This is a genomic window from Rhodococcus sp. W8901 (assembly GCF_013348805.1).
In the GTDB taxonomy this organism is placed as follows: Bacteria; Actinomycetota; Actinomycetes; order Mycobacteriales; family Mycobacteriaceae; genus Prescottella.
Window position 1 is genome coordinate 3,795,017 of sequence record NZ_CP054690.1, and the last position, 26,199, is coordinate 3,821,215.

Consider the following 26,199-nt stretch of genomic DNA (forward strand, 5'->3'; position numbering starts at 1 on the left):
TGTGTTTCTCGTGCAGGACAAATTGGTATGGATCGATTGTGAAATGACGGGCCTTCGGCTCGGTACGGACAAGCTCATCGAGATCGCGGCATTGGTGACCGACAGCGACCTCAACATCCTGGGTGAAGGCGTGGACATCGTGATCCACGCCGACGACGACGCTCTGGCGGACATGCCCGACGTCGTGACCCAGATGCACGCCAAGTCCGGACTGACCGAAGAGGTACGCGCGTCGACGGTGACCGTCGCCGAGGCGGAACAGATGGTGCTCGCCTACATCCGCGAGCACGTGCCCGTCGCCGGCACCGTGCCGCTGGCAGGCAACTCCATCGCGACCGACCGCGGCTTCATCGCCCGGGACATGCCCGAACTGGACGGGCACCTGCACTACCGCATGATCGACGTCAGCTCGATCAAGGAGCTGTGCCGCCGCTGGTACCCGCGGATCTACTTCGGCCAGCCGGAGAAGGGCCTCTCGCACCGGGCCCTCGCGGACATCAAGGAATCGATCCGCGAACTGCAGTACTACCGGCGCACCGCGTTCGTGGCGGATCCGGGCCCCTCCACCACCGAGATCGCGGCCGTCGCGAAGGAGTTGGGACCGGCCTGACCAGCCGATTGGCACTTTCCTCGATCGACAGGCTAATATTCATCTCGCTGCAGCAACCGGTTCCGCCGGAAGCAACAGCGATGGTGACTGTAGTTCAGTTGGTAGAGCACCAGGTTGTGATCCTGGCTGTCGCGGGTTCGAGTCCCGTCAGTCACCCCGAAGAAAAGCCCCCGGCATCGCCGGGGGCTTTTCTCGTTTCTCCGGCGGCACCTCACCCTCACGTCGTGCGCTCCGCCGCCACCGCGCGTTCTGCGCACCGATCGCTCGCCGAGGCCCTCCGAAGTCCGCCGCATACACAAAAGGCGAGATAGCAACGCCGGCGTGATGCAGTTCACTTTTCAAGTACCCGGCGACACACACAAATCGCCCTGAACAGGAAAAACTCACAAGTCCCACTCAGTGGGACCTCCAATTAACCGTTTGTTCATCCGGCCCCTACTGTGACGCACAGCATCTTTGATGCAGCGGCATGACACATGCCACGCCCCCAATCCGCATCACATGAAGGAGCTTCACAATGGGTTCTTCCGACTCCGACCTCGCCCTGATCAAGCAGATCCAGCCGGTCATCACCGGCATCGGCGGCGCTCTTGCCGGCGTCGGCGCAATCCTGGGCCTGGTCGGTGCACTGAACGCCCTCTTCCCCGCGTAGAGGTCGACACACAGACTGCTCCACGAGAAGCGGCCGGCACCCGATGGGTGCCGGCCGCTTCTTGCTGTGTCTCACGCCACGATCTTGCAGTCGCGTCGCGACAGGTACTAGTCGAACAGCGTCGGCGAGTCGCCGCTGTCCGCGTCGTCTACCGAACGTGCGGCGCGCGCACCTGGTTCAGCCTTACGCACCACGGTCAGCGTCGTCGTCCGACGCGAGAGCCGGTGCCCATCCGCGTGTTCGAGCAACGCCATGCCATGCCGGACCTCGAGAACAGTCCACGGGCCCGCATGGCCCGCCGCCTGAACGAGATCCCCGACTCCCACCGCTACCACGCTCAGCTCCCGTTCCTTCGGACGATTCGGTCACACCCAGAATAATCGCCCGCTACGCGTTGCCGGCCCGCCAGGTCTCCCAAGGGATGTTCCAGTCCCCGAGTCCGTCGGTGCCCGACAGGGTGCCGCCCACCGTGTTCTTGACCAGGACGATGTCGCCACGCTTGGTGTTGTCGTAGATCCACTTCGCGTTGGACGGGCTCATGTTCAGGCAGCCGTGGCTGGTGTTGGTGTTGCCCTGCTCGCCGAGGGACCACGGCGCGGAGTGGAAGAAGATGCCGCTGTACGACATTCGCGTGGCCCAGTCGACCGGCGTCTTGTAGCCGTCCGGCGAACTCACCGGGACACCGTAGGTCGACGAATCCATCACCAGGTGATCGAACCGGTCTCCGACGATGTAGACCCCGTTGTCCGTGGGGGTGCTGTTCTTGCCCATCGACGTCGGCATCGTCTTGACATCGCGACCGGACACGTTGACGGTGACCTGCTTGGTGTCGTCGTCGGCGGTGATGACCACGGCGTCGCCGATCGTGAACGACGAGTGCACGTCCTCCTGCCCGAACAATCCCTTGCCGAGATCTCGGCCGTACGCCTTGACGTCGACGGTGACCGTGGTGCCCGGCGCCCAGTAGTTCTGCGGCCGCCAGCGCACCTCACGATTGTTGAGCCAGTAGAAGGCGCCCTCGACCGGCGGCGCGGTGACGATCTCGATCGCGCCCTCCGCAGCCTTGCGGTCGGGGATGTTCTCGTCGAACTGGATCGCGACGGGCTGGCCGATACCGACGACGCTGCCGTCGCCGGGCATCACGTACGGCTTGGTGAGGTTCCCGGGGGCACTGGTCGTGAACGACAGAGTGGTCGATGTCGAGCCACCGAGTCCGTACGCGTCGGCCTGGAGCGTGTACTTGCGGTTGTATCCGAGTGGTTCGGTGTTCGTCCACGACAGCCCGTCCGGAGCCACCGCTCCGGCGACCGTCTTGCCGTCCGGGTTGCGCAGCGCCACGTTCGCCAACCGGCCGTCGGCCACCCGGACCGAGACCGGGTCGCCGGGCGAGAAGCCCACGGCGCCGTCCACGACGGTGGTGGTGAGCTTCGGCTGGATCAATGCGACGAGCGGATTGGAGTCGACCGGCCCGGTATCGGAAGTGGAGGCGCCGGCCGCACCGGTCGAGATGGTGCACCCCGTGACGAGCATCACCATCCCCAGAGCCGCTGCGACCACTGCCGCGGCGGCAGGCAGCCTCGATCTCGTCGCTCCACCCCCGCGCCGACGACCCTCACCGCGACTGACCTTCATGAAAACCCCACTTCACACTGCACACCTACCGAGGCAAGTCCCTTCGACCCACCCCACCCACGTGCCGACCAGACAATCCCTCCGGCACCCGCGCTCCTGCATGATGCCAGGTTCGCGCAGCCGACTTCCCCGACGTGCCGGACACGTGAGTAACGGTCGAATACCAATCGCCACCTGCGGCTCGAGGGTTACAGGACCACTGATTTGCTTTCGCTCGAAGCCGTCCGCTAATGTTCTCCTCGCACCGAACGAGGGACACCTCGCGACGAGCAATGCGCCTATAGCTCAGTTGGTAGAGCAAGTGACTCTTAATCACTGGGTCCGGGGTTCGAGTCCCTGTGGGCGCACGCTAGTTCACTAGCAGCCGGTTCTCCGGCAAAATGGGCATGCGCCTATAGCTCAGTTGGTAGAGCAAGTGACTCTTAATCACTGGGTCCGGGGTTCGAGTCCCTGTGGGCGCACCGTGAAAGGCCCCCGCACATCATGTGCGGGGGCCTTTCGTCGTTTCCGATCGAAGGCTCGATGCCTCCGAAACGACGAACGGGACGTCAGGTCACACGATCCCGGGGAATGTGTGACCTGACGTCCCGTTCGAGCTGCCGGACCTGGTCCGGTCGCGTCAGCGGAAGATCTTGCGCAGCACCAGCAACCCGACGACAGCACCGGCACCGATGAGCGCCGCCTTCACGGCGGGCTCGTTCAACTTCGCGAGGACACTCTGCTTGGTCGTCTCGACGAGCCGCTTGGGGTTGGTGCGGACGGCGAGCACGTCGAGTGTCTGCGCGAGTTGATTGCGGGCGTTCTCGATGTCCCGCTCGATGCTCTCGGTGTCCCTGGGCACGTGTCCTCCAACTGGTTCGAATCGGTGCGGCTGTGATGCTGCTGTGCCGGTCACGCTACCGGCACAGCTCGACACAACCGTAGAGCAGAAGGGAGTGCGGGGCGTCGTGCGGACCGTCGCTCGTGCCGTCCGCGCCCGTCCGCGGTCGGCCACAGCCGTCGGGGGCCTTCGGTAGCCTCAGTCGCTGTGACCGAGAACAGGCTCGCCCCCGGCGACATCGCACCCGACTTCACCCTGCCCGACGCCGACGGCAGCGAGGTGTCGCTCGCCGACTACCGCGGCCGCAAGGTGATCGTGTACTTCTACCCCGCCGCGAGCACGCCGGGCTGCACCAAGCAGGCGTGCGACTTCCGCGACAGCCTCGCCGAACTCAACGAGGCCGGTCTGGACGTCGTCGGCATCTCCCCCGACAAGCCCGCCAAGCTAGCGAAGTTCCGCGACAACGAGGGCCTGACCTTCCCGCTGCTGTCGGATCCCGAGAAGACGACGCTCACCGCATGGGGCGCGTTCGGCGAGAAGAAAATGTACGGCAAGGTCGTCCAGGGCGTCATCCGCTCGACGTTCCTCGTCGACGAGAACGGCAAGATCGAGGTGGCCCAGTACAACGTGCGCGCCACCGGCCACGTCGCCAAGCTCCGCCGCGACCTGTTGGTCTGACGCCGCCCCGTCAGCCGAGGCCCTGTAGGAACAGGGCCTCGGCGACGGCCAGATTCTCGATCTCCGACGGGTCAACGCTCTCGTTGGGCGCGTGGATCAGCGCCCGCGGCTCCTCGACACCCATCAGCACGATCTCGGCGTCCGGGAGCTGTCCGGCCAAGGTGTTGCACAGCGGGATCGTGCCGCCCTGCCCCGCCACCGCCACGTCGGCGCCGAACGCCTCCGCGAGCGCGGACGTCAGAGCGGTGTAGCCGGGCCCGGACGTCTTCGCCCGGAACGGCGACCCGACCGCCTCACGTTCCACCGTCACGTGGGCGCCCCACGGCGCCGCTTTCTCGAGATGCGCGATGAGCGCGTCCTGCGCCTTGTGCGGATCCATCCCCGCCGGCACTCGCAGATTGAGCCGGGCCGACGCCCGCGGCTGGATCGCCGCCGCGGACCCGACGACCGGCGGAGCGTCGATCCCGAGGATCGTCAGCGCCGGACGCGCCCACACCGCGTCCGCGACCGAGCCCGAACCGGTGAGCCGGACCCCGTCCAACACGCCGGCATCCGCCCGGAACTGGTCCTCCGGATAGTCCACACCGTCCCAGTCCTGCGCGGTGTCGAGCCCGTCGACGACGGTGTTGCCGCCGTGGTCCCGCAACGTGGAGAGCATCTGGACGAGCGCAGCCAGAGCGTCCGGCGCGGAACCGCCGTACATGCCCGAATGCAGTTCGCCCGCGAGGGTTTCCACATGCACCACGACGTTCGCGATTCCCCGCAGACTCGTCGTGAGGGTGGGCCGGCCGACTGCGACATTGCCGGTGTCCGCGATCACGACCACGTCCGCGGCGAACAGTTCGGGCCGCTGCTCGACCAGATCCTCGAGCCCCCCGCCGCCCATCTCCTCGGAGCCCTCCGACACGATCCGGATCCCCACGGGCAGCGGCTCCCCTGCTCCCGCGAGCGCCCGCAGCGCGAGCAGGTGCATGACGACATTGCCCTTGCAGTCCGCGGCACCGCGCCCGTACCACCGGCCCTCGCGCTCGGTGAGTTCGAACGGCGGCGTCGCCCACAGCGCCTCGTCGCCCGCAGGCTGGACGTCGTAGTGGCTGTAGAGCAGCACCGTCGGCGCACCCTCGGGTCCCGGCTGATGCCCGACGACCGCGCGGGAACCGTCGGACGTCCCGATCAGTTCGACGTGGCCGATCCCGGCCGCCCGGAAGGCGTCGGCGACCCAGTTCGCGGCGGCGGCGCACTGCTCGGGCGGGGCCTGCCTCGGATCCGCGATGGACCGCAATGCCACGAGCGCGGCGAGTTCGTCACGCGCGGTCGGCATCAGCTCCCGAACCCGGGCCCGGATCTCGTCCGACTTCTGCACCACCACGGCCACCTCCAGCATTCTCGACGCGTCGCATCCGAGCCTACGAGCCGGAGACGGCCGACGTGGCGTACTGCCGCTAGGTGTCGTACTGCGCCACGAGACGTTCGACGCCATCGAGGAGCAGCGACAGCGCGAACCGGAAATCGGCGTCCTGCCAATCGACGTCGTCCTCCGCGAACGCACCGCTGTCCAGCGCCGACATCAGGGCCGGAAACTGCGCCGGGTCGAGGACCCTCGGCAGGATGCTGGCGTAGTTGTCCGCTTCCGCGTCGGGGACCAGATCGATGGTGAACCGGGCCCGGCCGATGACGTGTACCGAGACGTTCAGCGCAACCTGCACCTTGAGCGGCTCGGGCAGCGCCGTCGATGCCAGAGTTCCGAGAGCAGCCTCGAGCCACGCGATGTTGTTCGGCCCGAGAGGGGCCCCGCTGATCGGCAGGTGCAGCCACCACCGGTGGCGCATGAGCGTGTCGTACTCGGCGCGCGCCCACACCTCGAGCCCCTCCCGCCACGACAGCTCCGGCGGAATCGTCGGCGGCGGGCCGATGACGCGATCGGAGATCAACTCGAGCAGTTCGTCCTTGCTCTCGACGTACCGGTACAGCGACATCGTGGTGAAGCCCAGACGCTTGGCGACCCGCGCCATCGACAGCGCCGCCACGCCCTCGTCGTCGGCGAGTTCGATGGCGGCATCGAGGATCTCGCTCACGCTCAGGCCCCGCTTGGGGCCACGGCTGCCGGCTTCGCCCAGTCCCCAGGCGAGTTCGACGATCCGAGGCAGCGCCGCGCCCTCAGTGGTCTCCATCCGCGTCACCGCTCCTCTCTCGAGCCGACTCTTGCGCTCATCCTAAAACTGCGTATGTTGTAAACAGTTGTGTATCACGTACGCAGTTTTGGGGAGGACGGCTCATGTACCGACCACAGACCACGCACGCCATCTCGGCGACCGGGTTACGGAAGACCTTCGGCGACCGCACGGTGCTGGACGACGTGGATCTCCACGTGCCCACGGGCAGCGTGTTCGCGCTGCTCGGCGCCAACGGCGCCGGCAAGACCACCACGGTCCGCATCCTGTCGACCTTGCTGCCGTTCGACGCCGGGCAGGTCGAGGTCGCGGGACACCACCTGCCGTCACAGGCGCGTGCGGTCCGCGCCGACATCAGCGTCACCGGCCAGTACGCGTCGGTCGACACACTGCTCACCGGCCGCGAGAACCTCACCCTCATCGGCGACCTGCATCACCTCGGTCGCCGTGAATCACGGCGCCGCGCAGACGAACTCCTCGAGCAGTTCGACCTCACCGACGCCGCGAACCAGCGTGCCGACACCTACTCCGGTGGAATGCGACGACGCCTCGACCTCGCGATGAGCCTGGTCGCGCGGCCGCGGGTGCTGTTCCTCGACGAACCGACGACCGGGCTCGACCCCCGGAGCCGTCGAGACATGTGGGCGATGGTGCGCGAACTGGTCCGCGACGGCACCACGATCCTGCTCACCACGCAGTACCTCGACGAGGCCGACGAGCTCGCCGACCGGATCGCCGTCCTCGACGCCGGAAGGATCGTCGCCGAAGGCACCGCGGACGAGCTCAAACAGCTGGTACCGGGCGGGCACGTGGAGATCGCCGTCCACGACCCGGCCCAGCTCGCGCGGGCGAGCGCAGCGCTGTCCGACGCCGTCGTCGACCTCGACGCCTCGACGCTGCAGATCCCGACCGACGGCAGCATCCGCTCCCTCAAGGCGCTCCTCGACCGCATCGACGACCCGACGCTGTCCGTCGATCGGTTCACCCTGCACACCCCCGATCTCGACGACGTGTTCTTCGCCCTCACCGGTGGAGCCCGCAAGGAGGAAGTCCGATGACCGTGCCATCTACGACATCGACCCTGACCGTGAACGAACCCGTGTTCGCACTGTCCGACTCCTGGACGATGTTGTGGCGGAACCTCACCCACATCTCGCGCAGCCCGGACACGATGCTCACGGCCCTCGCCCTGCCGATCATGTTGATGGTGATGTTCGTCTACGTGTTCGGTGGCGCGATCGACACCGGCGGCGCCTACATCGATTACGTTGTGCCGGGCATCATCCTGTTGTGCGCGGCCTTCGGCGCGTCCACGACGGCGGTGAGCGTCTCCAGCGACATGACCGACGGCATCATCGACCGGTTCCGCACATTGCCCATCGCACGGTCCGCGGTCCTGAACGGACACGTGCTGGCGAGCGTCGTGCGGAACATGATCACGACCGCGATCGTCGTCGCATTCGCGCTGCTGATCGGGTTCCGCCCGACGGCAGACCCCGTGCGGTGGCTCGGGGCGATCGGGATCATCGCGTTGTTCGTGTTCGCGCTGTCGTACCTGTCGACCGCGCTCGGGTTGCTCGCGAAGAACCCGGAAGCCGCGAGCGGCTTCACGTTCGTCATCCTGTTCCTGCCCTACGTCAGCAGCGCGTTCGTGCCGGCTGCCACGATGCCGAGTTGGCTGCAGTGGTTCGCCGCGAACCAGCCGGTCACCCCCGTCATCGAGACGGTTCGGGGGCTGCTGATGGGCACGCCGATCGGCGACAGCGCCGTGCTGGCCGTCCTGTGGTGTGCCGCCGTCACCGTCGTCGGATTCGTCGGCGCCACGGTGCTGTACCGCAGGCGGACGACGCGTTAGCGGTACCGCGGGAAACACCAGAACGGGCAGGTCGTCGAATCTGACGGCAAAGACCGATAATCTGTGCTCGTGGAGTCCACTACCAGCCGCCGTCCCCCTCGCAGGGTGGACCCCGCGCTGGAGGTCCAGAGCGACCCCCAGGAACTCATGCCCCGGCGGCGCCCGACGCAGGAGCGCAGCCGCCGCAAATTCGACGCCCTACTGGCCTCGTCGCGGGAACTGCTGGTCGACGTCGGCTTCGAATCGTTCACGTGCGAGGAGGTGGCGGCCAGGGCGGATGTGCCGATCGGCACGCTGTACCAGTTCTTCGCGAACAAGTACGTGATCGTGTGCGAGCTCAACCGCCAGGATCTCGTGGGCGTGCAGCAGGAGTTGGAGGCGTTCAACGGCGAGGTACCGTCGCTCGACTGGCTCCGGTTCCTCAACAAGTTCGTCGATCACATGGCGGGGCTGTGGACGTCGGATCCGTCGCGGCGTGAGGTGTGGCTGGCGATGCAGTCGACGCCGTCGACCCGGGCCACCGGCGTGATCCACGAGAAACAGTTCGCCGAGCAGGTCTCGCGAATGCTGGCGCCGCTCACCCCGCACACGCCCCGCGAGCGCCGCAAGATGATGGCCGAGGTCCTGGTCCACGTCGTCTACTCGATGTTGAATTTCTCGGTACAGGACGGCCAGAGCCACGCCGACGCCGTCGCCGAACTCAAACGGCTCATGGTCGCGTATCTGCTGGTGGCCGAGAAGGAATCACGCTCGACCTGAGGTCCACCGCACCCGACCGGGGTCAGCGGGCCTCCACCTCCGCCACACCGTCGTAGCCACCGCAGGTCCTGCCACGCACCCGCACTGCTGCGACGACCGTGATGGCGGCCGCGACGAAGATCATGCTCGCGGAGACCAGCAGCGCCGTGTCGAGGCCGGCATGGAACGCCGCGTACGTCGCGTCGATGACCTGGTCGACGATCGGACCGTAGGCCGACGACGCCTCCTCACTTCCGCCGGCCGGCACGGCCCCGGTCTTGATCGCGTCGATGACGATGGACTGGAAGTTGGCGGGAATGTCCAGATCGTTGAGCCTGCCGGTGAGGTCCTCCGTCAGGTGGGAGTTGACCAGCGCGCCGAGCGCCGCGACCCCCACTACGGCCCCGATCTGACGCATCGTGTTGGTGGCCGCAGCCGCCATCCCCGAGTGCGCGGCGGGCACCCCGGACAGGACGGCAGACGTCAACGGCACCACCGCGATCCCGAACCCGAGACCCGCGACGGTGAGCGCGCCGGCCAACGGAACGAAGGACGGGTCGCCGCTCAGTGCCGCTCGGGTGAGCAGGATGCCCACCGCCGCCAGAATGCACCCCACGATCATGGGCACCGCGGCCGAACTGCGGGCCACCCAGAATCCGCACAGCGCGGAGCCGACCACGATCGCGACCGCCATCGGCGTGAACATCGCCGCGGCGTGCAGTCCCGAATAGGCGTAGACCTCCTCGAGATACAGCGCGGTGAAGAAGAAGATGGAGAACACCCCGAAGTAGACGGCGAACGCGACGATCAGCGCGCTGCGCACCATCGGCGGGTGCAGGTACCGGAAGTCGAGCATCGGGTTGCGGACCCGCAGCTCGACGATCACGAAGGCGACCAACGAGATTCCGCCGACGACGAACAGTGTGATCACCGACGGTGCGTCGTAGCCGACGTTCTCCCCCGAGATGCCCGCAAAGATGACGCATCCGAGGAAGGTGGAACCCAACACGAACCCCGCCAGGTCCAGTCGCCCCGGCTGCGGATCGGAACTCTCGGGAACGAATCGAACAGCCGCGACGAACAACACGGCGCCGAGGACGAGGTTGAACCAGAACACCGCGCGCCAGTCGTACGTGCCGACCAGCAGACCGCCGACCACCGGGCCCAGCGCGAGCGCCAGACCGGACACACCGGCCCACGCACCGAGCGCCTTGGCACGGTCGCTCCGATCAGGGAACACGTGGCGGATCACCGACAGCGTGCCCGGCTCGGATGCGGCCGCTCCCACGCCCATCACCGCGCGCCCCACGATGAGCACCGCGACGGTCGACGCGACCGCCGACACCGCCGAACCGACGCAGAAGATCACGATGCCCGCGACCATGACCCGCTTGCGTCCCCACCGGTCGCCGAGCGAACCCGCCGTCAGCATCAGAGACGCGAACACCAGCGTGTAGGCGTTCACGACCCATTGCAGCGACACCACACCCGCATGCAGGTCCGACTGCACGCTGCCGAGCGTGACACTGACGATCGTGGTGTCGAGGAACGTCAGGAACAGCACCGCGCAGACAGTCGCGAGCGCGGCGCGCGGTTGCGCCGTCGCGCCGATCGGCGCGACGACACCGCGGCTCATGTCGAACTCAGCTCGGTGTCGCCGCCGATGTCGTCGGCTGTCCGCACACCGGCGGCGGGTTTCCCTCGAGGGTCAGCAGGTCGCAGAACGTGCCCTGTGCGACCTTCCACTGGCCGTCCTGCTCGACGGCCTCACCGATCCGGTCTGCCAGCACGGGTTGACCGTTCATCTCGATCGTGTACGTGACGGTCGCGTGGCCGGGGGCGTCCATGTCCACGTTCGTCACGGTCGCCGTGGTGCCCTTCGCCATCGGCGATTCGGCCTGCGCGTTGATGGTGTCGGCGAACGCCTCGCCGTTCTGCACCAGCAGGATCTTCTGGCCTCCCGATGTCTCCCCGGAGAAGAATGCGACGAAGGCGTCGTTCACGTCCTTCGACGCCCCGGTCATCGGCATCGCCGTCCCCGTCCCGCTCGGGGAGGTCATCCCCGTCCCGAATGTCATGGACGCGGATGTCATGGAGGCGCTGGTCGAACCGGACGAGTTGTCGTCGTTCGACGAGCACCCGGTCACGGCCAGCAGTGCCGCGAACCCCACCGCGGTCACCGCCCGGATCGTGCCGGGCCTGCGGAAAATCTGATCGTTCTGTGTCGAGTGGAACACGGTTTAGCCCTTCCGTCTCGGATCACCCCGGAACAGGTTCGGAACAGCCTCGCCTCCGTTTCTACGCCGATTACCGTCCCTCGACCCCCTGTTCGGCGGCAATCCGGCGCGATTTCCGCCCGCGGTCCGGCAGAAACGACGAGACCGGCCGACGGATTTCTCCGTCGGCCGGTCTCGTTCGTCCGGGTCCGGTCAGGCGATCGGGTCCGGCTCCTCGATCACGACCATCGCTCCCGCCACGTCCCCGTCGTGGGTGAGCGACAGGTGGATCTTCGCGGACGGCAGGAACTGCGCGGCCTCGTCGTGCAGCTTGATCGTCGGGCGCCCCCAGGCGTCGTTGACGACCTCGACCTGCACGTAGGCGTTGTCGCCGACGGCCGGCGGCCGGGCGAACCGGGAGGCCGCCCACGCCTTGATCACGGCCTCCTTCGCCGCCCAGCGCACCGCGTAGTGCCGGGCCGGTTCACTCTTGGCCTCGCAGTAGCGCCGCTCCCCCGGACGGAAGCTCGACTTCATCGCCGTACCGGGACGCTTCAGCTGCTCCTCGAACTCCGAGATCGTGACGACGTCGAAGCCGATTCCGAGAATGGCCATCACTGGCACCCCGGATTCCCGAGGCGGTACACGTGATCGCTGCCCAGGCGCGCATCCTCGGCGAGGAGCATGTCGGCCTCGAGCTGCCGGGATGCCTTGGCGGGCACCGAGTCCCCGCCGAAGCGACGGTCCGCCGGACGCTCGTACAGGCTGTCGCCACCGCACATCGCCGCGGCCAGACGGCGCTGACCGTCGACGGTGCGCTGCTGTGCCTGCGCCAGGTAGGCCTCGCGCTGGTCCGCCGGGATCGACTCGACGAACGCCTGCGGGTGAACCACCGCGATCAGGCCCGACACGTGACCGAAGCCGAGGCTGGTCAGCAGGCCGGCCTTGAGCGCGAACTGGTCGCCGAAGCGCAGCGGGGTCCGCGGCCACACCAGGTGCGAGAACTCCGCCATCTTGTCGTCGACGCAGTCGAGGCTGCGGTTCGGCGGGATGACGCCCTGGCCGAGGACCTGGCACAGGCCGATCAGCTGGAACGCCGCCGCACCACCCTTGGCGTGACCGGTGAGGGTCTTCTGCGAGATCACGAACAGCGGGGCACCCTCGCTGCGGCCCAGGGCCGCGGCCAGACGCTCGTGCAGTTCGGCCTCGTTCGGGTCGTTCGCCGCGGTCGAGGTGTCGTGCTTGGAGACCACCGAGATGTCGTCGGCGGTGACACCGAGCGCATTGAGCGACAGCGCGAGCTGCGAGTCCTGTCCCCCGCGTCCGGCGCCGAGGGCACCGATGCCGGGGGCCGGGATCGACGTGTGGACACCGTCGGCGAACGAACCCGCCCACGCGACCACACCGAGGACCGGCAGGCCCATCTCCAGGGCCAGGTCGCCCCGGGCCAGCAGGATCGTGCCGCCACCGGCCGACTCGACGAATCCGCCGCGACGGCGGTCGTTGGCCCGCGAGAAGCGACGATCGCTGATGCCCTTGGCGGTCATCTCGTCCGACTTCGCGGTCGCCGACATGTCACCGAAGCCGATGATGCCCTCGATACCGAGGTCGTCGAAGCCACCGGAGACGACCAGCTTGGCCTTGCCGAGCCGGATCTTGTCGACGCCCTCCTCGACGGAGACCGCAGCCGTGGCGCACGCCGCAACCGGATGCACCATCGCGCCGTAGCCACCGACGTACGACTGGACGACATGCGCCGCAATCACATTCGGCAGGGCTTCCTGCAGGATGTCGTTCGCGCGGGACTCACCGAGCAGCGTGTCGATGTACAGCGAGCGCATCGACGTCATGCCGCCCATACCGGTGCCCTGGGTGTTGGCGACGAACGCCGGGTGCACCCAACGGAGCAGTTCGGACGGGGTGAAGCCGCCGGTGAGGAACGCGTCGACGGTCGAGACGATGTTCCACAGGCCCACACGGTCCACGGATCCGGCCATGTCGGCGGGGATGCCCCACTTGGTGACGTCGAACCCGGTCGGGATCTGGCCGCCGACCGTGCGGGTCAGCTTCGCCTTGCGCGGCACGCGGATCTCGGTGCCGGCCTTGCGGGTGACGGTCCAGTCGCCGCTCTCCGCGTCGACCGCGGCGGTCGTGTTCTCCGGATCGGAGTCGACGAACGCCCGGGCCTCGGCCTCGGAGCCGACCACGAACGACAGGTCCTTGTCGATGAACACCGACGTCAGCAGCGGCGCCGTGTTGTCGACCATCGCGCCCTCGTCACCGTAGGTGCGGATACCGCACCGCTCGACGACGGCGTCGTGGTAGCGGTCGGCGATCTCCGCCTCCGGCACCAGGTCTCCGGTCTCGGCGTCGTACCAGCCGGCGACGGGATCGTTCTCCCACGTCACCAGGCCGGTGTTCCATGCCAGCTCGAGTACGCCGGCCGCCGAGAGCTGCTCGTCGACCTCCATCTCGAAGCGGGTCCGGGACGAACCGTACGGGCCGAGCTCACCGGCGCCGACGATCACGACCAGATCGGCAGGATCGACGTCCAGCTCGGGCCAGGACCCGACGGCCGGCAGTTCGACCGCACGCGGCGGAGCAGGCAGCGCCGCAATGGAATTCGCGTCGACACCGGCCTCGTCGGCCTTCTTGCCGGCGTTCTCGGCCGCCTCGGCGGCCTCCTTCGCCAGCGCGGGCAGATCCAGGTCGACCTCGGCGAGTCCGCCGGTCAGGTCGACCACACGCGGTGCATCCGCAGCAGCACGCCGGACGTCCGCCGTGCACGAGCCCAGCAGTTCGGTGGCCATCTCGTCGGTGGACCAGGTGCGCACGCCCTTGGCCTCGACGGCCTCGACCATCGGGTCGTTGCCGCCCATCAGGCCGGTGCCGCGCACCCACCCGATCAGCGCGTGGACGATCGTGACCCGCTCGGCCCACGTGCGCTCGGCCGACCAGCGTCCGACGACCGCGTCGAGCGCGGCCTTCGACTCGCCGTACGCGCCGTCGCCGCCGAACAGGCCGCGGTTCGGGGAACCGGGCAGCACCACGTGCAGGTGGGTGTCGACGTCGCTGTCGTAGCCGATCTTCGACAGACCGCCGATCAGTCGCTCCACCGACCACAGCAGGACCCGCATCTCCATCTCGGCGCGGGCGCCGGCGTCGGAGAGCTCACCGGCCACGCGAGGTGCGGCGAACGGGAACAGCATCGTCGGAGTCATCGCCTCCTTGATCAGCTTCTTCGCGCCACCCGCGGTCTCCGTCTGGACCGTGCCGACCCAGTCGATGAGCGCGTCGACGTCCGCGTAAGACGCCATGTTCGCGGGGACCACCCACAGGGCGGCACCGGCGCGGGCGTTGTCGGCGTAGAGCTTCCGGTAGAAGCCCAGCCGCGCGTCGTCGAGGCGCGAAGTGGTCACGACCACCGTCGCACCGCCGCCGAGCAGCTTGCCCGCCACCGAAGAGGCGATCGAGCCCTTGCTCGCACCGGTGACGACCGCGATCTCACCGGACCACTGGCCGGCCTCGTCGATCGGGGCGATCGCGACCTGCGCGATGCGGCCGTAGATCTCGGCGAGCGTGGTGCGGCCGCCGTCGGTGGCGCGCTGCTGCCACCACTGGGCGTGGGCAGCCACGGCAGCACCGGCACCGTCGAAACGCTCGACGGTCAGCTCGGTCTCGCCGATCCAGGCACGGGCCAGGTCCTCGCGAGCGGTGGCCCAGCGGTCGTCGATCAGGACGGCCTTCTTGGCGTCGAACGCGGGGGCGACCAGGCGCGGCCAGTCCGAACCCAGCTCGGCCGACACGAGGTCGACGAGCGCGGTGTCCTCGGTTGCGACCGCGGCCGCCGCCGCGTCGCTGAAGCCGAGCTGCTCGAGCACCAGACGGGCAGCAGAGGCGAGAACGCCGTTGCGACCGGTGATGTGCTCGGTGAACTCGCCGAGCGCGGCAGCGTCGACGGTTCCGCCTGCACCGCCACCGGCGGCCGGCAAGGAAACTGCGAGACCGCGTCGCGAGGCGACCGACTGCACGGCCGCGTCGACGAGCGCGTCGACCGCTGCGCCGTCGGCGATCGCACCCTCGTGCAAGCCGCCCATCGCGCCACCGCGGACGCTGGAGCCGTCACGGGTGCCGAGTGCGACCTCGGCGGTCACGTGGTGGGCCCAGCCGTCGCCGAGCTCCCAGACCTTCTTGACGCGGTCCGCGATCGCGGCGGGGCGGCGACCGGACGGGCCGAACACCTTCCGCAGGTGATCGTTGATCGAGTCGGACAGCACCGGGCCGAACGGCTTGTAGGTGCGCGCCAAGCGGTCGACCGTCACTGCGAGCGAGCCCATGTCGGCATCCGCGGCGCCGTCGATCGCGCCGAGCGACAGCTCGGCGCCGAGGTCGACGAGCAGCTGGTTGCGGCGCGAGGACACGCCGTCGCACAGCGCCTCGATGGTGTCGGCGGGACCGATCTGGTCCGGGCGCAGCTTGGTCCACAGGGCGATGAGCACCTTGGTGGCGTCGGCGGCCTTGAACGCGATGTCGTCCGGGCGCGGACCACCGGCCGGCGCGGCCGGGGCCGCGGCGGGCGCGGCGACAGCCGGAGCGGCTGCCGCTGCGGGAGCGGCACTTTCGATGGGCTCGTCATCCTCCACCGGCGCCGGGTCGACATCGGTGCTGTAGACGACGGACGCCTCACGCTCGATGTTGAGGACCTCGACCGTGCTGTTCGCATGCTCGGGCAGCTTCATCGTCTGCGACGCGAGGTTCGCGACGGTCGGGGTGGCACCCAGACCGATCTCGACGAACCGCTCCACCCCGAGGCCGCCGTCGGCCTCGTCGGTGAACAGCAGGTCCTGCGTCTCGATCCAGCGGACCGGGCTCGCGAACTGCCAGGCCAGCAGCTCGACGAGGATGACGCGGGTCAGCGCGACGGGGCGCTCGCTCCAGCTGTCGAAGTCGGCGAGCACGGCCTGCAACTGCTGCGACGGCACCAGGTCGGCGATCTCCTGGACGAAGTCGCGGCGCAGGTTGAACAGCTTCGGCACCAGGTTCGGGATGTAGCGGCCGATCAGCACCGACGGATCGATGTCCTGCGGCAGCAGCTCGTCGAGCTTGGCGCGGAAGTCGTCGACACCGCCCCGCAGCACGGTCGAGTGGAACGGCACGTCGATGCCGGGCACCACAATGAACGCGCGCTTGCCGCCGAAAGCCTCACGGCGGATGTCGATCTCACGCTCGAGCGCGGCGAGACCGTTGACCGTGCCGGCGATCGCGTACTGCGAACCCTTCAGGTTGAGGTTCACGATCTGCAGGAATTCACCCGTCGCGTCCGCGACGCCTCCGACGAAGGCCTGCAGCTCGTCGTCGGCGACACCGATCTGCGACGGACGGATCGCGGCCATGCGGTAGTCGCTGCGGCCGGCCGCGTCGCGCGGGACCAGCTCGTGCATCGCCGAACCGCGCTGGAACACGACCTCGAGCAGCGCCTCGAGCGGCAGCACACCGGCGACCGCGGCGAGCGCGTTGTACTCACCGACCGAGTGGCCGGCCAGGTACGAACCCTCCACGTAGGCACCGGATTCGCGCAGCTCCGCGACCTGGGCCACGCCGAGGGTGGCCATCGCGACCTGCGTGAACTGGGTCAGGTGCAGCACGCCGTCCGGGTGGCGATGCTCGACGCCCCGCGCCTTGACCAGCGTCGGGTTGTCACGGACCACGGCCAGGATCGAGAAGCCGAGGGCCTCACGGGTGTGCTTGTCGGCGCGCTCCCACACCTCGCGGGCGGCCTTGCTGCGGGCGCGGGCGTCGAGGCCCATGCCCGGGCGCTGGATGCCCTGACCGGGGAACGCGTACACCGTCTTCGGCGTGGCGGTGCGGCCGGTGGCGACCATCACCAGGTCGCCGTCGACACGGCAGCCCACCTCGACGATCTCGGCACCGCGGTCGGTCGCGACACGGTCGACGCGGACGTCGATCTCGGCGCCGGGACGGACCATCCCGAGGAAGCGGGCGGTCCACGCGGTGAGACGACGAGCAGGAGTCTTCGACTGCGGATCGACGGCGGTGACGGCCTGCTGTGCCGCGGCGGACAGCCACATGCCGTGCACGATCGGGCTGCCGAGCCCGGCCAGCAGTGCGGCCGCGTCGGACGTGTGGATCGGGTTGTGGTCACCGGAGACGCGGGCGAACGCCGCCATGTTCCGCGGCGCCACCATCTTCAGGTCGCGGCGACGGCGACGCGGGGTCTCGGCGACGTCGTCGCCGAGCGAACCGCCGGCGCGGGCCGGATCGGCCAGCTCACCCTTGCCGGTGCGACCGCGGATCGCGAAGCGCTCGGTGAGCGTCGCGACGGCCGGGGCGTCGAGGCCCTCGCCGAGCATCGCGCCGACCTCGACGCGGACCTCGACGACGCGGCCCATGTCGGTGTCGACGATCTCGCCGGCCTCGGCACGGACCACGAGAATGCTGGTCTCCGTGGGCAGTTCACCCACCAGGTGCACGGCGTGGTCGAGGTGGACCAGGTCGAGCATGCCCTCGATGACGTGGACGCCCGCCGTGGTGGTCGCGGCACCCAGAGCGGCGAACACGGCCGGCCAGCAGGCGCCGACGACGACGTCGGGCACCGCATTGCCGCTGGTGCTCACGGTCTCCGGCAGGCCGACGCCGGTGACACCGGCGTGGTCGGCGACCAGGTCCGGGGTCCACGCGAGGTTGATGTGCGCGACACCACCCTTGACCGCCGGAAGCTCCTGTCCGGCAGCGACGCCGAGCAGTGCGGACATCGACGCCTCGGCGTCGGCCTCGGTGACGACCGGGGCACCGCCGTCGCGGACCGCGGCCGGGACGGTGATCCGGATCTCGACGGCCTTGCCCAGCGCGAGCGGGACCGTGAGGTCGACGTGCTCGGCGCCGGCGACGACCAGGCGGGCACCGGTCTTGTCGTGGCTCGCGACGGTGTCGGACTCGATGGTCCACTCGGCGACCTCGCCGAGGCGACGGACCGGGTTCTGCGTCAGGCGCGCGGCCCACAGCACGTCGGGCGCGGTGAGGACGGCGTCGAGCAGACCCGTGCCGAAGCCACCGTGGCGACGACCCGCGACCTGGGCCGGGGTGACACCGGTCGCGACGAGCTCGTCGGCCGTGGCCTTCTCGAAGCGGTCGAGCAGATCGCCCACCGGCTCGTCGACGCGGGTGATGCCGGCGACCGCGACGGTGCCGGGGATGACGCACACCTGGTCGGCGCCGTAGCGCGGATCGTGGGCCTGCCACAGCGAGTCCGAGCGCCACCAGCGACGGACGTCGCCGTCGACGACGGGCACGAAGTTGACGGGCTTACCGGGCGTCTTGCACAGCGCGGTGAAGAACGGGACATCGGCCGGGTGCAGCACCGTGGTGGCGTAGTCCGGGTATGCGGCCTCGAGCGCGCACAACGCGGCGAACGGCTGGTCGAGCGTGGCCGAATCCGCGAACAGGGTCTCGATCGGTCCGCGGTCGTTGCGGTGCAGGCGGGCCTCGGCACGCTGGAGCATCTCACCGAAACGGGCACGCCACGAGACGTCCAGCCACACCGACTGCGTGGCCTCCGCGATCGCGTCCTGCACGTCGCCGCCGCAGTCGAACGCCTGCGGGGAGTCGACGCCGACGGCGAGCTCGAGGTAGCGGCGCAGCCACTGCTGGTAGGTCATGGCCGCGACGTCACCGAAGTACGGCTTGGCGGTCACGTCCAGCGCGGCGATGATCTCGTCGCGGCGGGCAGCGACGGCCTCGGCGTCACCGGCGACCTCGTCGAGCAGACGACCGGTGCGCGATGCGGCGTTGTCGATCTCGTGGATGTCGGCGCCGAGCTGGCTGCGGCCGGAGGCCATGCCGCCCTCGGCGGTGCCCGCACCGACCCAGTCGGGGGTGCCGGGGGTGTCGACCAGCAGCTGCTTGACCTCGGGCGAGGTGGTGGCCTCGAGGGCTGCCATCGCGGCGGTGCCGACGAGGATGCCGTCGAGAGGCATTGCCGGGAAGCCGTATTCGGTGGACCAACGGCCGGTCAGGTAGTCGGCGGCCCGCTCCGGGGTGCCGATGCCGCCGCCGACGCAGAGCACCAGGTTCTCCCGGGTGCGCAGCTCGGCGTAGGTGTCGAGCAGCAGGTCGTCGAGGTCCTCCCACGAGTGGTGACCACCGGCGCGGCCGCCCTCGATGTGGACGATGACGGGGTACGTCGGGACCTCGTTGGCGATACGGATCACCGAACGGATCTGCGCGACGGTGCCCGGCTTGAACGCGACGTAGCTGAAGCCGGCCTCGGTGAGCTCCTCGATGATCGAGACGGCTTCCTCGAGCTCGGGGATGCCCGCGGTGACGACGACGCCGTCGAACGGGGCGCCCGCGGCCCGGGCGCGCGGCACGAGGCGCTTGCCGCCCACGTGCAGCTTCCACAGGTACGGGTCGAGGAACATCGAGTTGAACTGCACGGCGCGACCCGGCTCGAGCAGGCCCTTCAGTTCCTCGACGTGGTCGGCGAAGATCTGCTCCGTGACCTGGCCGCCGCCGGCGAGCTCGGCCCAGTGACCGGCGTTGGCCGCGGCGGCGACGATCTTCGGATCGACCGTCGTGGGGGTCATGCCGGCGAGCAGGATCGGCGAGCGACCGGTGAGCTTGGTGAACGCGGTCTCGACGGCGACGCGGCCGTCCGGCAGCTGAACTGCCTTGGGCGCGAACTCGGTCCACGCGCGCGGCACCTCGGGTGCGGCGCCCGGAGTGAGCAGGTTGCGGTGACCGCCGCGGGTGGACGCGGCGATGATGCCGACGCCGTGGCCGCGCAGGCCCGCAGAGGTCATGCGGGTGAGCAGGTCGCCGGGGCCCAGGTCCAGGATCCACGCGGCACCGGACTCGACGGCGCCGTCGACCGCGTCGACCCAGTCGACCGGATCGACCAGCACGGCCTGCGCGAGGGCGCGCACCTGCTCGGCGTCGAGGCCGCAGCGGGTGGCCCAGCCACCGATGATGTCGACGGCCTCGTTCAGGGCCGGGTGATGGAAGCCGACCTCGACGGACAGCGACTCGAAGACCGGCGAGAACACGGCGCCGCCGCGAGTCTTGGCGTCACGGGCGCGGGTCTCGTCGGCCGCGATCTGCTCGCAGCGCTGCTGCACGCGGGCCAGCTGGGCCGGCGGACCGGACAGCACGACACGACGGCGGCCGTTACGGATCGCCATGACGGCAGCGCGCTCAGGCTCCTGCCCCTCGGCGAGCTCGGCGACGATCGCCTCGAGACGATCGGGGTCGACGTTCGAGACGGCCAGCATCGGCGCGCGGTCGGCGGTGGCGATGATGCCGCGGCGACGGCCGACGAGACCGGCTGCGGCGCCGATGAGCTGGGCGGTGGCGAGCAGCGCACCATCAGCGGCACCGCCACCCTCCACGGCGGCGGCAGCGATGAGGCCCTGCGAGTGGCCGATCGTCGCGACCGGGGCGGTCTCGGCCGGATCGAGGCCCTGCTGCTGCAGCGCGCGCAGCGCCGCGAGCTGGGTCAGGAAGACGCCGGGCAGCGACACGGCGGCCGAGGTGAGTGCGGCCGCGGACGGGCCGGCGGGCGCGCCGGCAGTGTCTTCGTCGTCCGCGAGTTCCTGCTCGAGGATCCACGCGATCGGATCGAAACCGACCGGGCGAACCACCAGGAGGTCCTGCGCGACCGGCGCGAGGAGCGCGGCAGCCTCGTTCACCAGCTCGGTGAGCGTCGGCTCCAGGCCGCTGTCACGTGCGAGCTCCGCGAGGGCACTCAGCCACGGCGCGCCCTGGCCACCGAAAGCCAGCGCGTACGGCTCGCCTGCCCGCAACCGGTCCACGAGCGGACCCTGCGCGGAGGACCGGGCAGAACCCCGATCCGATCCGAACTGGCTGCTCTCCCTCGAGGTTCGTCCGTTTCCTGCAGTGTCGTCGATCGTCACTGAAGTTAAGTCCTCTCCTGGTTCCCTGACGGGAGGTAGGTCGTGGTCGGCCGCCCTCGGCAGAGCTGTCGCGGCGATGTCGCGGCACCCCTCGAACACGCTTCGAAATCCAGCGAATCCGGGCGCGTCAAGGTTGGCACAAAATCATGAGGGAAGCCTCACGTTTGCCACCGACCCCCTTCCCTACCAGCGAGTATCAAGTGACATTGCGCACAGGATCGCGCGAAAGTGACCCGCCAGTAGACCGCGTAACTGCGGGTCACAGGCCATGCATGGACGTCCACAAACCTGAGGGAACCCTCACGTTGATTGTTATCAATTCGTGACCTCCTTGACGGCGGGCCTCGAACGTGCGGTCGGTTCGAAATCGGGGGTCGCGGTCGCGTCGGAGTCTGTCGGGGTGCCCGGATAGCGTCCGCCCGGACAACCGAACACCAGGGGGGAACATGGATACACCGGAGGTTCACGGACTCGCCGATGCATTCGTAGATGATGCATTCGTCGATGCACTCGTCGAACACATCGCCGCGACACTGCCGAGCGAGCGGTCGCAGTGGCCGCCGGCCTGGCCGGAGGAGGCCGAGGCCGCCCTGCTCGACGCCGTCTTCTCGGCACGGGCAACGTACGGCACACCGCGCACCGGTGTCCGACGCGTGATCGAGAACTGGCGCTGTCATCGCGGCACGCGACTCGACGACATCAGCGCGCTGGCGGACTTCGCCGACACCCCGGACCGACTCGCCGAGATCCTGGGCAACCGGCAACGCGTTCCGGGCAACTACACCACCAAGGCCGAGGCGACCGCTCTCGCCGCCGCAGGCCTCGTGCACGCCGGCATCGACACCTCGCGGAAACTGTCCGACGGGCGCGGCGCCTGGTCCGTCATCACCGCCATCCCCGGACTCGGCACCACAACATGGGAGACGTTCGTGTTGCGCCTCGGGCTCATCGGCCCTCGAACGCTCGAGGCTCTGTGCATGTTCGTCACGGAGGCAACCGGATCGGCGCAACCGGTCACCGAGTCCCATGCCCTGGAGTTGCTGGCCGGAGCCGCGGAGACGGCCGACCTCGATCCGGCAGCGCTGCTGAACGCGGTATGGCGGCACCAGCGAGCACGGGCCGGCAGGCGGGCACCGAAGCCGTTGTCCGCGTAGACGAACAGCCGTACGCCGACCGTCGGCCGGTCCTGACGATGGAGACCGGTCGACGGTGGCGTAGTCTGACAAGCGCTCGCGCGAGTGGCGGAATTGGCAGACGCGCTGGATTTAGGTTCCAGTGTCTCAGGACGTGGGGGTTCAAGTCCCCCCTCGCGCACTCAAATCAAACGAAATGACCCCCGACTCGGTTTCATGAATCTCGGGTCGGGTGTCATTGCCTGTTCGTCAGTGGCTCTCATGCATGCCCCTGCGGGCGGGGTCGAGGATCGCTGCAGCACTGTTCACGGCGCCGACTGGCTGCGCCAGCGGCTGCACCGTACGGGCGGCGTGCCGGAGACTCTCGTCGTGCAGCAGGCGCTCCACGATATGGGGCAGTCTTCCGCGACGGATGTCCCGCGGGGTGAACCGGAGGGCGTTGCCGTACCGGGCGCACTCGTCGAGGTTGATTCGCCGTTCCGGCTGCAGGCCGATCCCCGCGAAGGGCGCTCCGGATGCGCAGGCGGTCTGCACGGTGCCCTCGCCACCGTGAATGATCGAGGCGTCGATCATCCCCGCCAGCAGGTGCGCGGGCAGGAAGTCGTACACCTGCACGTTCTCGGGGAGGGCCGCGCAGTCGTCCTCGGTGACGTATCGCCCCGCGCTCGACACGATGTCGATGTCCATCCGGGAGAGCTGTTTCAGCACCTCGAGCACGAGTCGTCGTCCCGCGGACGACCCCATACCGATGTACACGGCGGGTCGCTTCCTTTCCGCAAGAGACGCTACGCGATGCGGAAGCTCGCCAGCGCTCTGAGCGAAGAGGGGGCCGACCGCGATCTCCCGGGCCGCGAGGGGCCGCTGGTCGGCGAACGGAAACAATGACGCGATCAGATTGAGGTCTGCGTCGAGCGCTGCCAGCGTGCGCTCGGGCAGGTGGACGGCATGCTCGGCGGCAACGCGGCGGAAGGAGCCAGGTTTCCACCGGGCCTTGGTAGCGGCCTGGCGCAAGAACCATGCGGCTGCACGGTTCACGTCAGCGGCCGCCGCACCCTGGCCGGCCGTCAGCGGGAACATGGCCATCCGGGTCAGGTGACCATGGCTCATCGCATAGGGACGGACATACACGAGAGGAACCCGCGCCGCCCTCGCCGAGATGAACAGCGTCAGCGTGGTGCCGATCACGATGCAATCGGGCAGCCACCGTTCGATCAACGCGAGTTCACTCGCAACCCGCGTTCGCACCATGGAGTCGGTGAACGGGTGCCGCAGCGCGCGCCCCTGATCCACCGCGATGAGCTGCTCCGCTTCCCGTTCGCTCAGTTCAGGGTCGAGAAGCTCGAGCGCGAACCCTGCCTCCCGGACGTAACCGGCGAAGCGTCGCGAGTATCCCATGAAGAGCACGTCATGCCCGTCGGCCCGTACCTCCTTCGCGACCTCGACCGCACGGGAGGTCTCGCCGAGATTGAACGTTTCCGGCGCGAACAGGACCCGCAGGCGCCGGGTACCGCTCATCCCTCCTGCCCTTCCGGGAAGTACGCAGCGACGGATCGAAGCATGAGGTCACGAACGTGACGAGCGCTCGACAGGGATGCTGGTTCCCCGTCGCTTCCAGTCCGAGACAGTCCAGCGAGATGGGGGTACCGCTCGCCGGACAACCGCCGGCCTGCACTCACGGCGGATTCCAGCAGAAAATCAAGATCATCGACAGGATCGCCCGCTGCCTTTCGTCGGCGAGCCTCGAACCGGATGTTCTCGGTTATCAGCAGCACCGTGCTCAAGCGCTCACTCGATGGAAGCAGACTCTCATCGAACAGGCTCAGTGCCCTGTCGATCCACGCGAGATTCTGCGGAGTCACGCCGTTCACGTCCGTCGGCAGTTCGAGTAGCCAAGGGTCGGACGCATAGATACCGAGCAGGGCATCCCACAGTGCCGTAAACCGTTCTCGCCAAGAGCCATTCAGCTGCGGTGGTTCACCGAGTGCTCGGTCGAGCATGGCGGAAAGTAGATCGTCCCGGTCGCTGACGTGGCGGTACAACGCCATCTTCGCGCACAGTGCGGTCTCGGCCACGCGCGCCATCGTGACCGCCGCCAGCCCGTCGGTCCGGGCGAGCGTGATCGAGGCATCGACAATTTCGGTGAGCGACAGCCTCGGCTTCGGACCCGGGCGGAGCACCGAAGGAGTGCCCCAGAGTCGCGAGAGCGCCAAGCCCGGTTCAGTCATGCACCCCTCCGGTAAAGATTCCTCAGACATCCACAATAGCGTCCTATGGACGCAGATAGAGTTCCGGGCCCGAGTGTCACGCGACGACGAGCTCCGCCGATAGCGACGCCCCTTACCGGGTGACAACGGAACGAGACAGCGGCGGAACGAACCGGCAGAACGCGCCTACGCGTCCTCCGGCGCGAGGAGAGTCAGCGCGAGGAGTACCGGCCAGTTCGCATCCTCGCTCGCACACCAGACCGGTCGGGCACATCGCGAGTGTCTGTGTTGCAAACATCTGCGGATCCGGGTCCATGAGCACCCCCCTCCCGACTAGCGTCGGTTCTCACCGCCCGTCCCGTGCACGGCGCGGCGGTCCACCGAGGCAGCTCTCCACCACGACGGGAGGCCGGGATGTCCACTCGAACGCTCTCCGACTCGACCTTCACCCACATCATCGATGTGCAGGCAGACAAGGTCGACATCGCCGAATGGCTGTTCACGCTTCCCGAAGCGGAGTTCCAGCAATGTTGCCCCCCGGACCACGTCACGGTGGGCGTCGGCACCGGGGCGGATGGTAGGCCGTTGTCCATCGGCGTGGAGCAGATCGGCAAGACACTGCTGATCCACCACTACATCGGTGAGGTAGTCGCGCCACACCACTGCCGGATGGTGTCCACGTCCGACGCCGTCACCGCCGACGGACGCACGACCGTCCAGGCCACGTGGGAACTGCGTGCGGAGGCCACCGACGACGGACGCTGCACCATCACCAACCGTCTCATGCTCACGCCGACCGGCGACTACTTCGCGTTCCTCGACAGGCACGGCATCACCTACGAGGACGCCGCCGACACCACCACCGCCGCGGCGGCCGACCACAACCGACGCGAGACACCGGGCTTCGCGGCAAGCATCGCCCGCCGCGCATCGACGCCGAACGGGCGACACGCGATGGATTCCGTTCCGGCAGCGAAGATTCGGAACGGCGATTCCGCGGCCGGACCCGACGGCGATGCCGCCAAGGCCGTGGTCCGCCGGAACACCGAGGAGGTGCAGGGCGGCGGCGATTACGCGGTGTTCGACGAACTGTTCGCGGACGACTACGTCGACCACACCCCGCAACCCGGCACCACCCCGGACAAGGCGGGCACGAGACTGCTCTACCAGTCACTACGGGCGGCGTTTCCGGACTTCCACCCCGAGATCCATTGGCAGGCAGTGGACGGCGACCTCGTGACCACGCACAAGACGTATCACGGCACCCACCGGGGAGTGTTCCTCGGCGTCGCACCGACCGGCCGCGAGATCCATTTCGAGACCGTCGACGCGATGCGGGTGCGCGACGGCCGGATCGTCGAGCACTGGGGTGTGGCCAACCTGTACTCACTGATGAAGCAACTCGGCTGAGTCGACGCGACCACCCTCCACCGGAGCAACGTCGCCTACATGGTGTCGCACACCCGGTGCCGTTGTCGCAGGGGTATTCAGTGCTGAGAAGCTCTGCGACACCGACACAAGGCATGCGACGACCGCTCGTCGGACGTGGGTCCCGCCGACC

At 68.6% G+C, this 26,199-nt stretch carries 20 protein-coding genes and 4 tRNA genes; 13 read left to right on the forward strand and 11 right to left on the reverse strand.

Annotated features, from left to right (window positions below; all coding sequences use genetic code 11):
* Window positions 1-10 precede the first annotated feature (10 nt).
* From orn to HUN07_RS27300, 3 genes are all read left to right on the forward strand, one after another.
* Window positions 11-610 carry an oligoribonuclease gene (gene orn / locus HUN07_RS17760; protein ID WP_114724110.1) on the forward strand — a complete coding sequence of 200 codons (600 nt, stop codon included), beginning with the start codon at window positions 11-13 and terminating at the stop codon, window positions 608-610.
* 83 nt (window positions 611-693) lie between these two features.
* Window positions 694-766 (forward strand) — tRNA-His (locus tag HUN07_RS17765).
* A 361-nt stretch (window positions 767-1,127) separates the two neighbouring features.
* Complete coding sequence (locus HUN07_RS27300; protein ID WP_258558152.1) at window positions 1,128-1,262, forward strand: hypothetical protein; 135 nt, start codon at window positions 1,128-1,130, stop codon at window positions 1,260-1,262.
* A gap of 107 nt (window positions 1,263-1,369) precedes the next feature.
* On the opposite strand, the gene HUN07_RS17770 is transcribed toward HUN07_RS27300, so the two are convergent.
* Together HUN07_RS17770 and HUN07_RS17775 are read right to left on the reverse strand one after the other, a co-directional pair.
* Complete coding sequence (locus HUN07_RS17770) at window positions 1,370-1,603, reverse strand: hypothetical protein (RefSeq protein WP_114724079.1); 234 nt, start codon at window positions 1,601-1,603, stop codon at window positions 1,370-1,372.
* Between the two features lie 46 nt (window positions 1,604-1,649).
* Complete coding sequence (locus HUN07_RS17775; protein WP_254622584.1) at window positions 1,650-2,894, reverse strand: L,D-transpeptidase; 1,245 nt, start codon at window positions 2,892-2,894, stop codon at window positions 1,650-1,652.
* Window positions 2,895-3,168: 274 nt separating this feature from the next.
* On the opposite strand from HUN07_RS17775, the gene HUN07_RS17780 reads away from it, so the two are divergent.
* Window positions 3,169-3,241, forward strand: a tRNA-Lys gene (locus tag HUN07_RS17780).
* Between the two features lie 41 nt (window positions 3,242-3,282).
* Window positions 3,283-3,355, forward strand: a tRNA-Lys gene (locus HUN07_RS17785).
* Between the two features lie 158 nt (window positions 3,356-3,513).
* On the opposite strand, the gene HUN07_RS17790 is transcribed toward HUN07_RS17785, so the two are convergent.
* The gene (locus HUN07_RS17790) at window positions 3,514-3,735 is read right to left on the reverse strand and encodes a DUF3618 domain-containing protein (RefSeq protein WP_031936604.1); all 222 of its coding nucleotides are present in this window, start codon (window positions 3,733-3,735) and stop codon (window positions 3,514-3,516) included.
* A 186-nt stretch (window positions 3,736-3,921) separates the two neighbouring features.
* Between HUN07_RS17790 and bcp the strand changes: the two genes are divergently transcribed.
* The gene (bcp, locus tag HUN07_RS17795; RefSeq protein WP_174911545.1) at window positions 3,922-4,392 is read left to right on the forward strand and encodes a thioredoxin-dependent thiol peroxidase; all 471 of its coding nucleotides are present in this window, start codon (window positions 3,922-3,924) and stop codon (window positions 4,390-4,392) included.
* Window positions 4,393-4,402: 10 nt separating this feature from the next.
* On the opposite strand, the gene HUN07_RS17800 is transcribed toward bcp, so the two are convergent.
* A complete protein-coding gene (locus tag HUN07_RS17800; RefSeq protein WP_114724076.1) occupies window positions 4,403-5,776 on the reverse strand; it encodes a dipeptidase in 1,374 nt (457 codons plus the stop codon).
* Window positions 5,777-5,834: 58 nt separating this feature from the next.
* Window positions 5,835-6,563 carry a TetR/AcrR family transcriptional regulator gene (locus HUN07_RS17805; protein ID WP_174911548.1) on the reverse strand — a complete coding sequence of 243 codons (729 nt, stop codon included), beginning with the start codon at window positions 6,561-6,563 and terminating at the stop codon, window positions 5,835-5,837.
* Window positions 6,564-6,667: 104 nt separating this feature from the next.
* On the opposite strand from HUN07_RS17805, the gene HUN07_RS17810 reads away from it, so the two are divergent.
* The 3 genes from HUN07_RS17810 to HUN07_RS17820 all read left to right on the forward strand — a co-directional run bounded on the left by HUN07_RS17810 (window position 6,668) and on the right by HUN07_RS17820 (window position 9,177).
* Window positions 6,668-7,621 carry an ATP-binding cassette domain-containing protein gene (locus tag HUN07_RS17810; protein WP_174911551.1) on the forward strand — a complete coding sequence of 318 codons (954 nt, stop codon included), beginning with the start codon at window positions 6,668-6,670 and terminating at the stop codon, window positions 7,619-7,621.
* Window positions 7,618-8,418 (forward strand): ABC transporter permease, encoded by an 801-nt coding sequence (locus HUN07_RS17815; protein WP_397484757.1) that lies wholly within the window; start codon window positions 7,618-7,620, stop codon window positions 8,416-8,418. The genes HUN07_RS17810 and HUN07_RS17815 overlap by 4 nt, the downstream gene beginning before the upstream one ends.
* Before the next feature lie 105 nt (window positions 8,419-8,523).
* Window positions 8,524-9,177 (forward strand): TetR/AcrR family transcriptional regulator, encoded by a 654-nt coding sequence (locus HUN07_RS17820; protein ID WP_397484756.1) that lies wholly within the window; start codon window positions 8,524-8,526, stop codon window positions 9,175-9,177.
* Window positions 9,178-9,199: 22 nt separating this feature from the next.
* Here the strand turns inward: HUN07_RS17820 and HUN07_RS17825 are convergent, their stop codons facing one another.
* Window positions 9,200-10,792: an MFS transporter gene (locus HUN07_RS17825; protein WP_174911554.1), complete on the reverse strand. Its 1,593-nt coding sequence runs from the start codon at window positions 10,790-10,792 to the stop codon at window positions 9,200-9,202.
* 7 nt (window positions 10,793-10,799) lie between these two features.
* Entirely contained in the window at window positions 10,800-11,234 is a 435-nt protein-coding gene (locus HUN07_RS17830) for a hypothetical protein (RefSeq protein ID WP_114724072.1), read from the reverse strand.
* Between HUN07_RS17830 and HUN07_RS17835 the strand changes: the two genes are divergently transcribed.
* Complete coding sequence (locus tag HUN07_RS17835) at window positions 11,233-11,370, forward strand: hypothetical protein (protein WP_174911557.1); 138 nt, start codon at window positions 11,233-11,235, stop codon at window positions 11,368-11,370. The two genes, HUN07_RS17830 and HUN07_RS17835, sit on opposite strands and share 2 nt — an antisense overlap.
* A gap of 215 nt (window positions 11,371-11,585) precedes the next feature.
* On the opposite strand, the gene acpS is transcribed toward HUN07_RS17835, so the two are convergent.
* Both acpS and HUN07_RS17845 read right to left on the reverse strand, forming a co-directional pair.
* Window positions 11,586-11,987: a holo-ACP synthase AcpS gene (acpS, locus tag HUN07_RS17840; protein ID WP_114724071.1), complete on the reverse strand. Its 402-nt coding sequence runs from the start codon at window positions 11,985-11,987 to the stop codon at window positions 11,586-11,588.
* Entirely contained in the window at window positions 11,987-21,301 is a 9,315-nt protein-coding gene (locus HUN07_RS17845; protein WP_174911560.1) for a type I polyketide synthase, read from the reverse strand. The genes acpS and HUN07_RS17845 overlap by 1 nt, the downstream gene beginning before the upstream one ends.
* Before the next feature lie 446 nt (window positions 21,302-21,747).
* Here HUN07_RS17845 and HUN07_RS17850 point away from each other — a divergent pair, with 446 nt between their 5' ends.
* Complete coding sequence (locus HUN07_RS17850) at window positions 21,748-22,455, forward strand: hypothetical protein (RefSeq protein ID WP_174911562.1); 708 nt, start codon at window positions 21,748-21,750, stop codon at window positions 22,453-22,455.
* Between the two features lie 78 nt (window positions 22,456-22,533).
* Window positions 22,534-22,615, forward strand: a tRNA-Leu gene (locus tag HUN07_RS17855).
* A 68-nt stretch (window positions 22,616-22,683) separates the two neighbouring features.
* Here the strand turns inward: HUN07_RS17855 and HUN07_RS17860 are convergent.
* The gene (locus tag HUN07_RS17860) at window positions 22,684-23,949 is read right to left on the reverse strand and encodes a glycosyltransferase (RefSeq protein WP_217487144.1); all 1,266 of its coding nucleotides are present in this window, start codon (window positions 23,947-23,949) and stop codon (window positions 22,684-22,686) included.
* Window positions 23,946-24,659 carry a TetR/AcrR family transcriptional regulator gene (locus tag HUN07_RS17865; RefSeq protein WP_174911565.1) on the reverse strand — a complete coding sequence of 238 codons (714 nt, stop codon included), beginning with the start codon at window positions 24,657-24,659 and terminating at the stop codon, window positions 23,946-23,948. The genes HUN07_RS17860 and HUN07_RS17865 overlap by 4 nt, the downstream gene beginning before the upstream one ends.
* Window positions 24,660-25,052: 393 nt before the next feature.
* Here HUN07_RS17865 and HUN07_RS26670 point away from each other — a divergent pair, with 393 nt between their 5' ends.
* Window positions 25,053-26,048, forward strand: coding sequence for an ester cyclase (locus HUN07_RS26670; RefSeq protein WP_217487145.1), 996 nt, complete (start codon window positions 25,053-25,055; stop codon window positions 26,046-26,048).
* Window positions 26,049-26,199: the final 151 nt, after the last annotated feature.

Bases quoted from the DNA above. Each gene is read 5' to 3' on its own strand.
- HUN07_RS17835 (WP_174911557.1), top strand. From the start codon at position 11,233: ATGGACGCGGATGTCATGGAGGCGCTGGTCGAACCGGACGAGTTGTCG.
- HUN07_RS26670 (WP_217487145.1), top strand. From the start codon at position 25,053: ATGTCCACTCGAACGCTCTCCGACTCGACCTTCACCCACATCATCGAT.
- HUN07_RS17815 (WP_397484757.1), top strand. From the start codon at position 7,618: ATGACCGTGCCATCTACGACATCGACCCTGACCGTGAACGAACCCGTG.
- HUN07_RS17800 (WP_114724076.1), bottom strand. From the start codon at position 5,776: ATGCTGGAGGTGGCCGTGGTGGTGCAGAAGTCGGACGAGATCCGGGCC.
- HUN07_RS17865 (WP_174911565.1), bottom strand. From the start codon at position 24,659: ATGACTGAACCGGGCTTGGCGCTCTCGCGACTCTGGGGCACTCCTTCG.
- HUN07_RS17810 (WP_174911551.1), top strand. From the start codon at position 6,668: ATGTACCGACCACAGACCACGCACGCCATCTCGGCGACCGGGTTACGG.
- HUN07_RS17825 (WP_174911554.1), bottom strand. From the start codon at position 10,792: ATGAGCCGCGGTGTCGTCGCGCCGATCGGCGCGACGGCGCAACCGCGC.
- HUN07_RS17830 (WP_114724072.1), bottom strand. From the start codon at position 11,234: ATGACATTCGGGACGGGGATGACCTCCCCGAGCGGGACGGGGACGGCG.
- HUN07_RS17775 (WP_254622584.1), bottom strand. From the start codon at position 2,894: ATGAAGGTCAGTCGCGGTGAGGGTCGTCGGCGCGGGGGTGGAGCGACG.
- HUN07_RS17860 (WP_217487144.1), bottom strand. From the start codon at position 23,949: ATGAGCGGTACCCGGCGCCTGCGGGTCCTGTTCGCGCCGGAAACGTTC.
- HUN07_RS17805 (WP_174911548.1), bottom strand. From the start codon at position 6,563: ATGGAGACCACTGAGGGCGCGGCGCTGCCTCGGATCGTCGAACTCGCC.
- HUN07_RS27300 (WP_258558152.1), top strand. From the start codon at position 1,128: ATGGGTTCTTCCGACTCCGACCTCGCCCTGATCAAGCAGATCCAGCCG.
- acpS (WP_114724071.1), bottom strand. From the start codon at position 11,987: ATGGCCATTCTCGGAATCGGCTTCGACGTCGTCACGATCTCGGAGTTC.
- HUN07_RS17850 (WP_174911562.1), top strand. From the start codon at position 21,748: ATGGATACACCGGAGGTTCACGGACTCGCCGATGCATTCGTAGATGAT.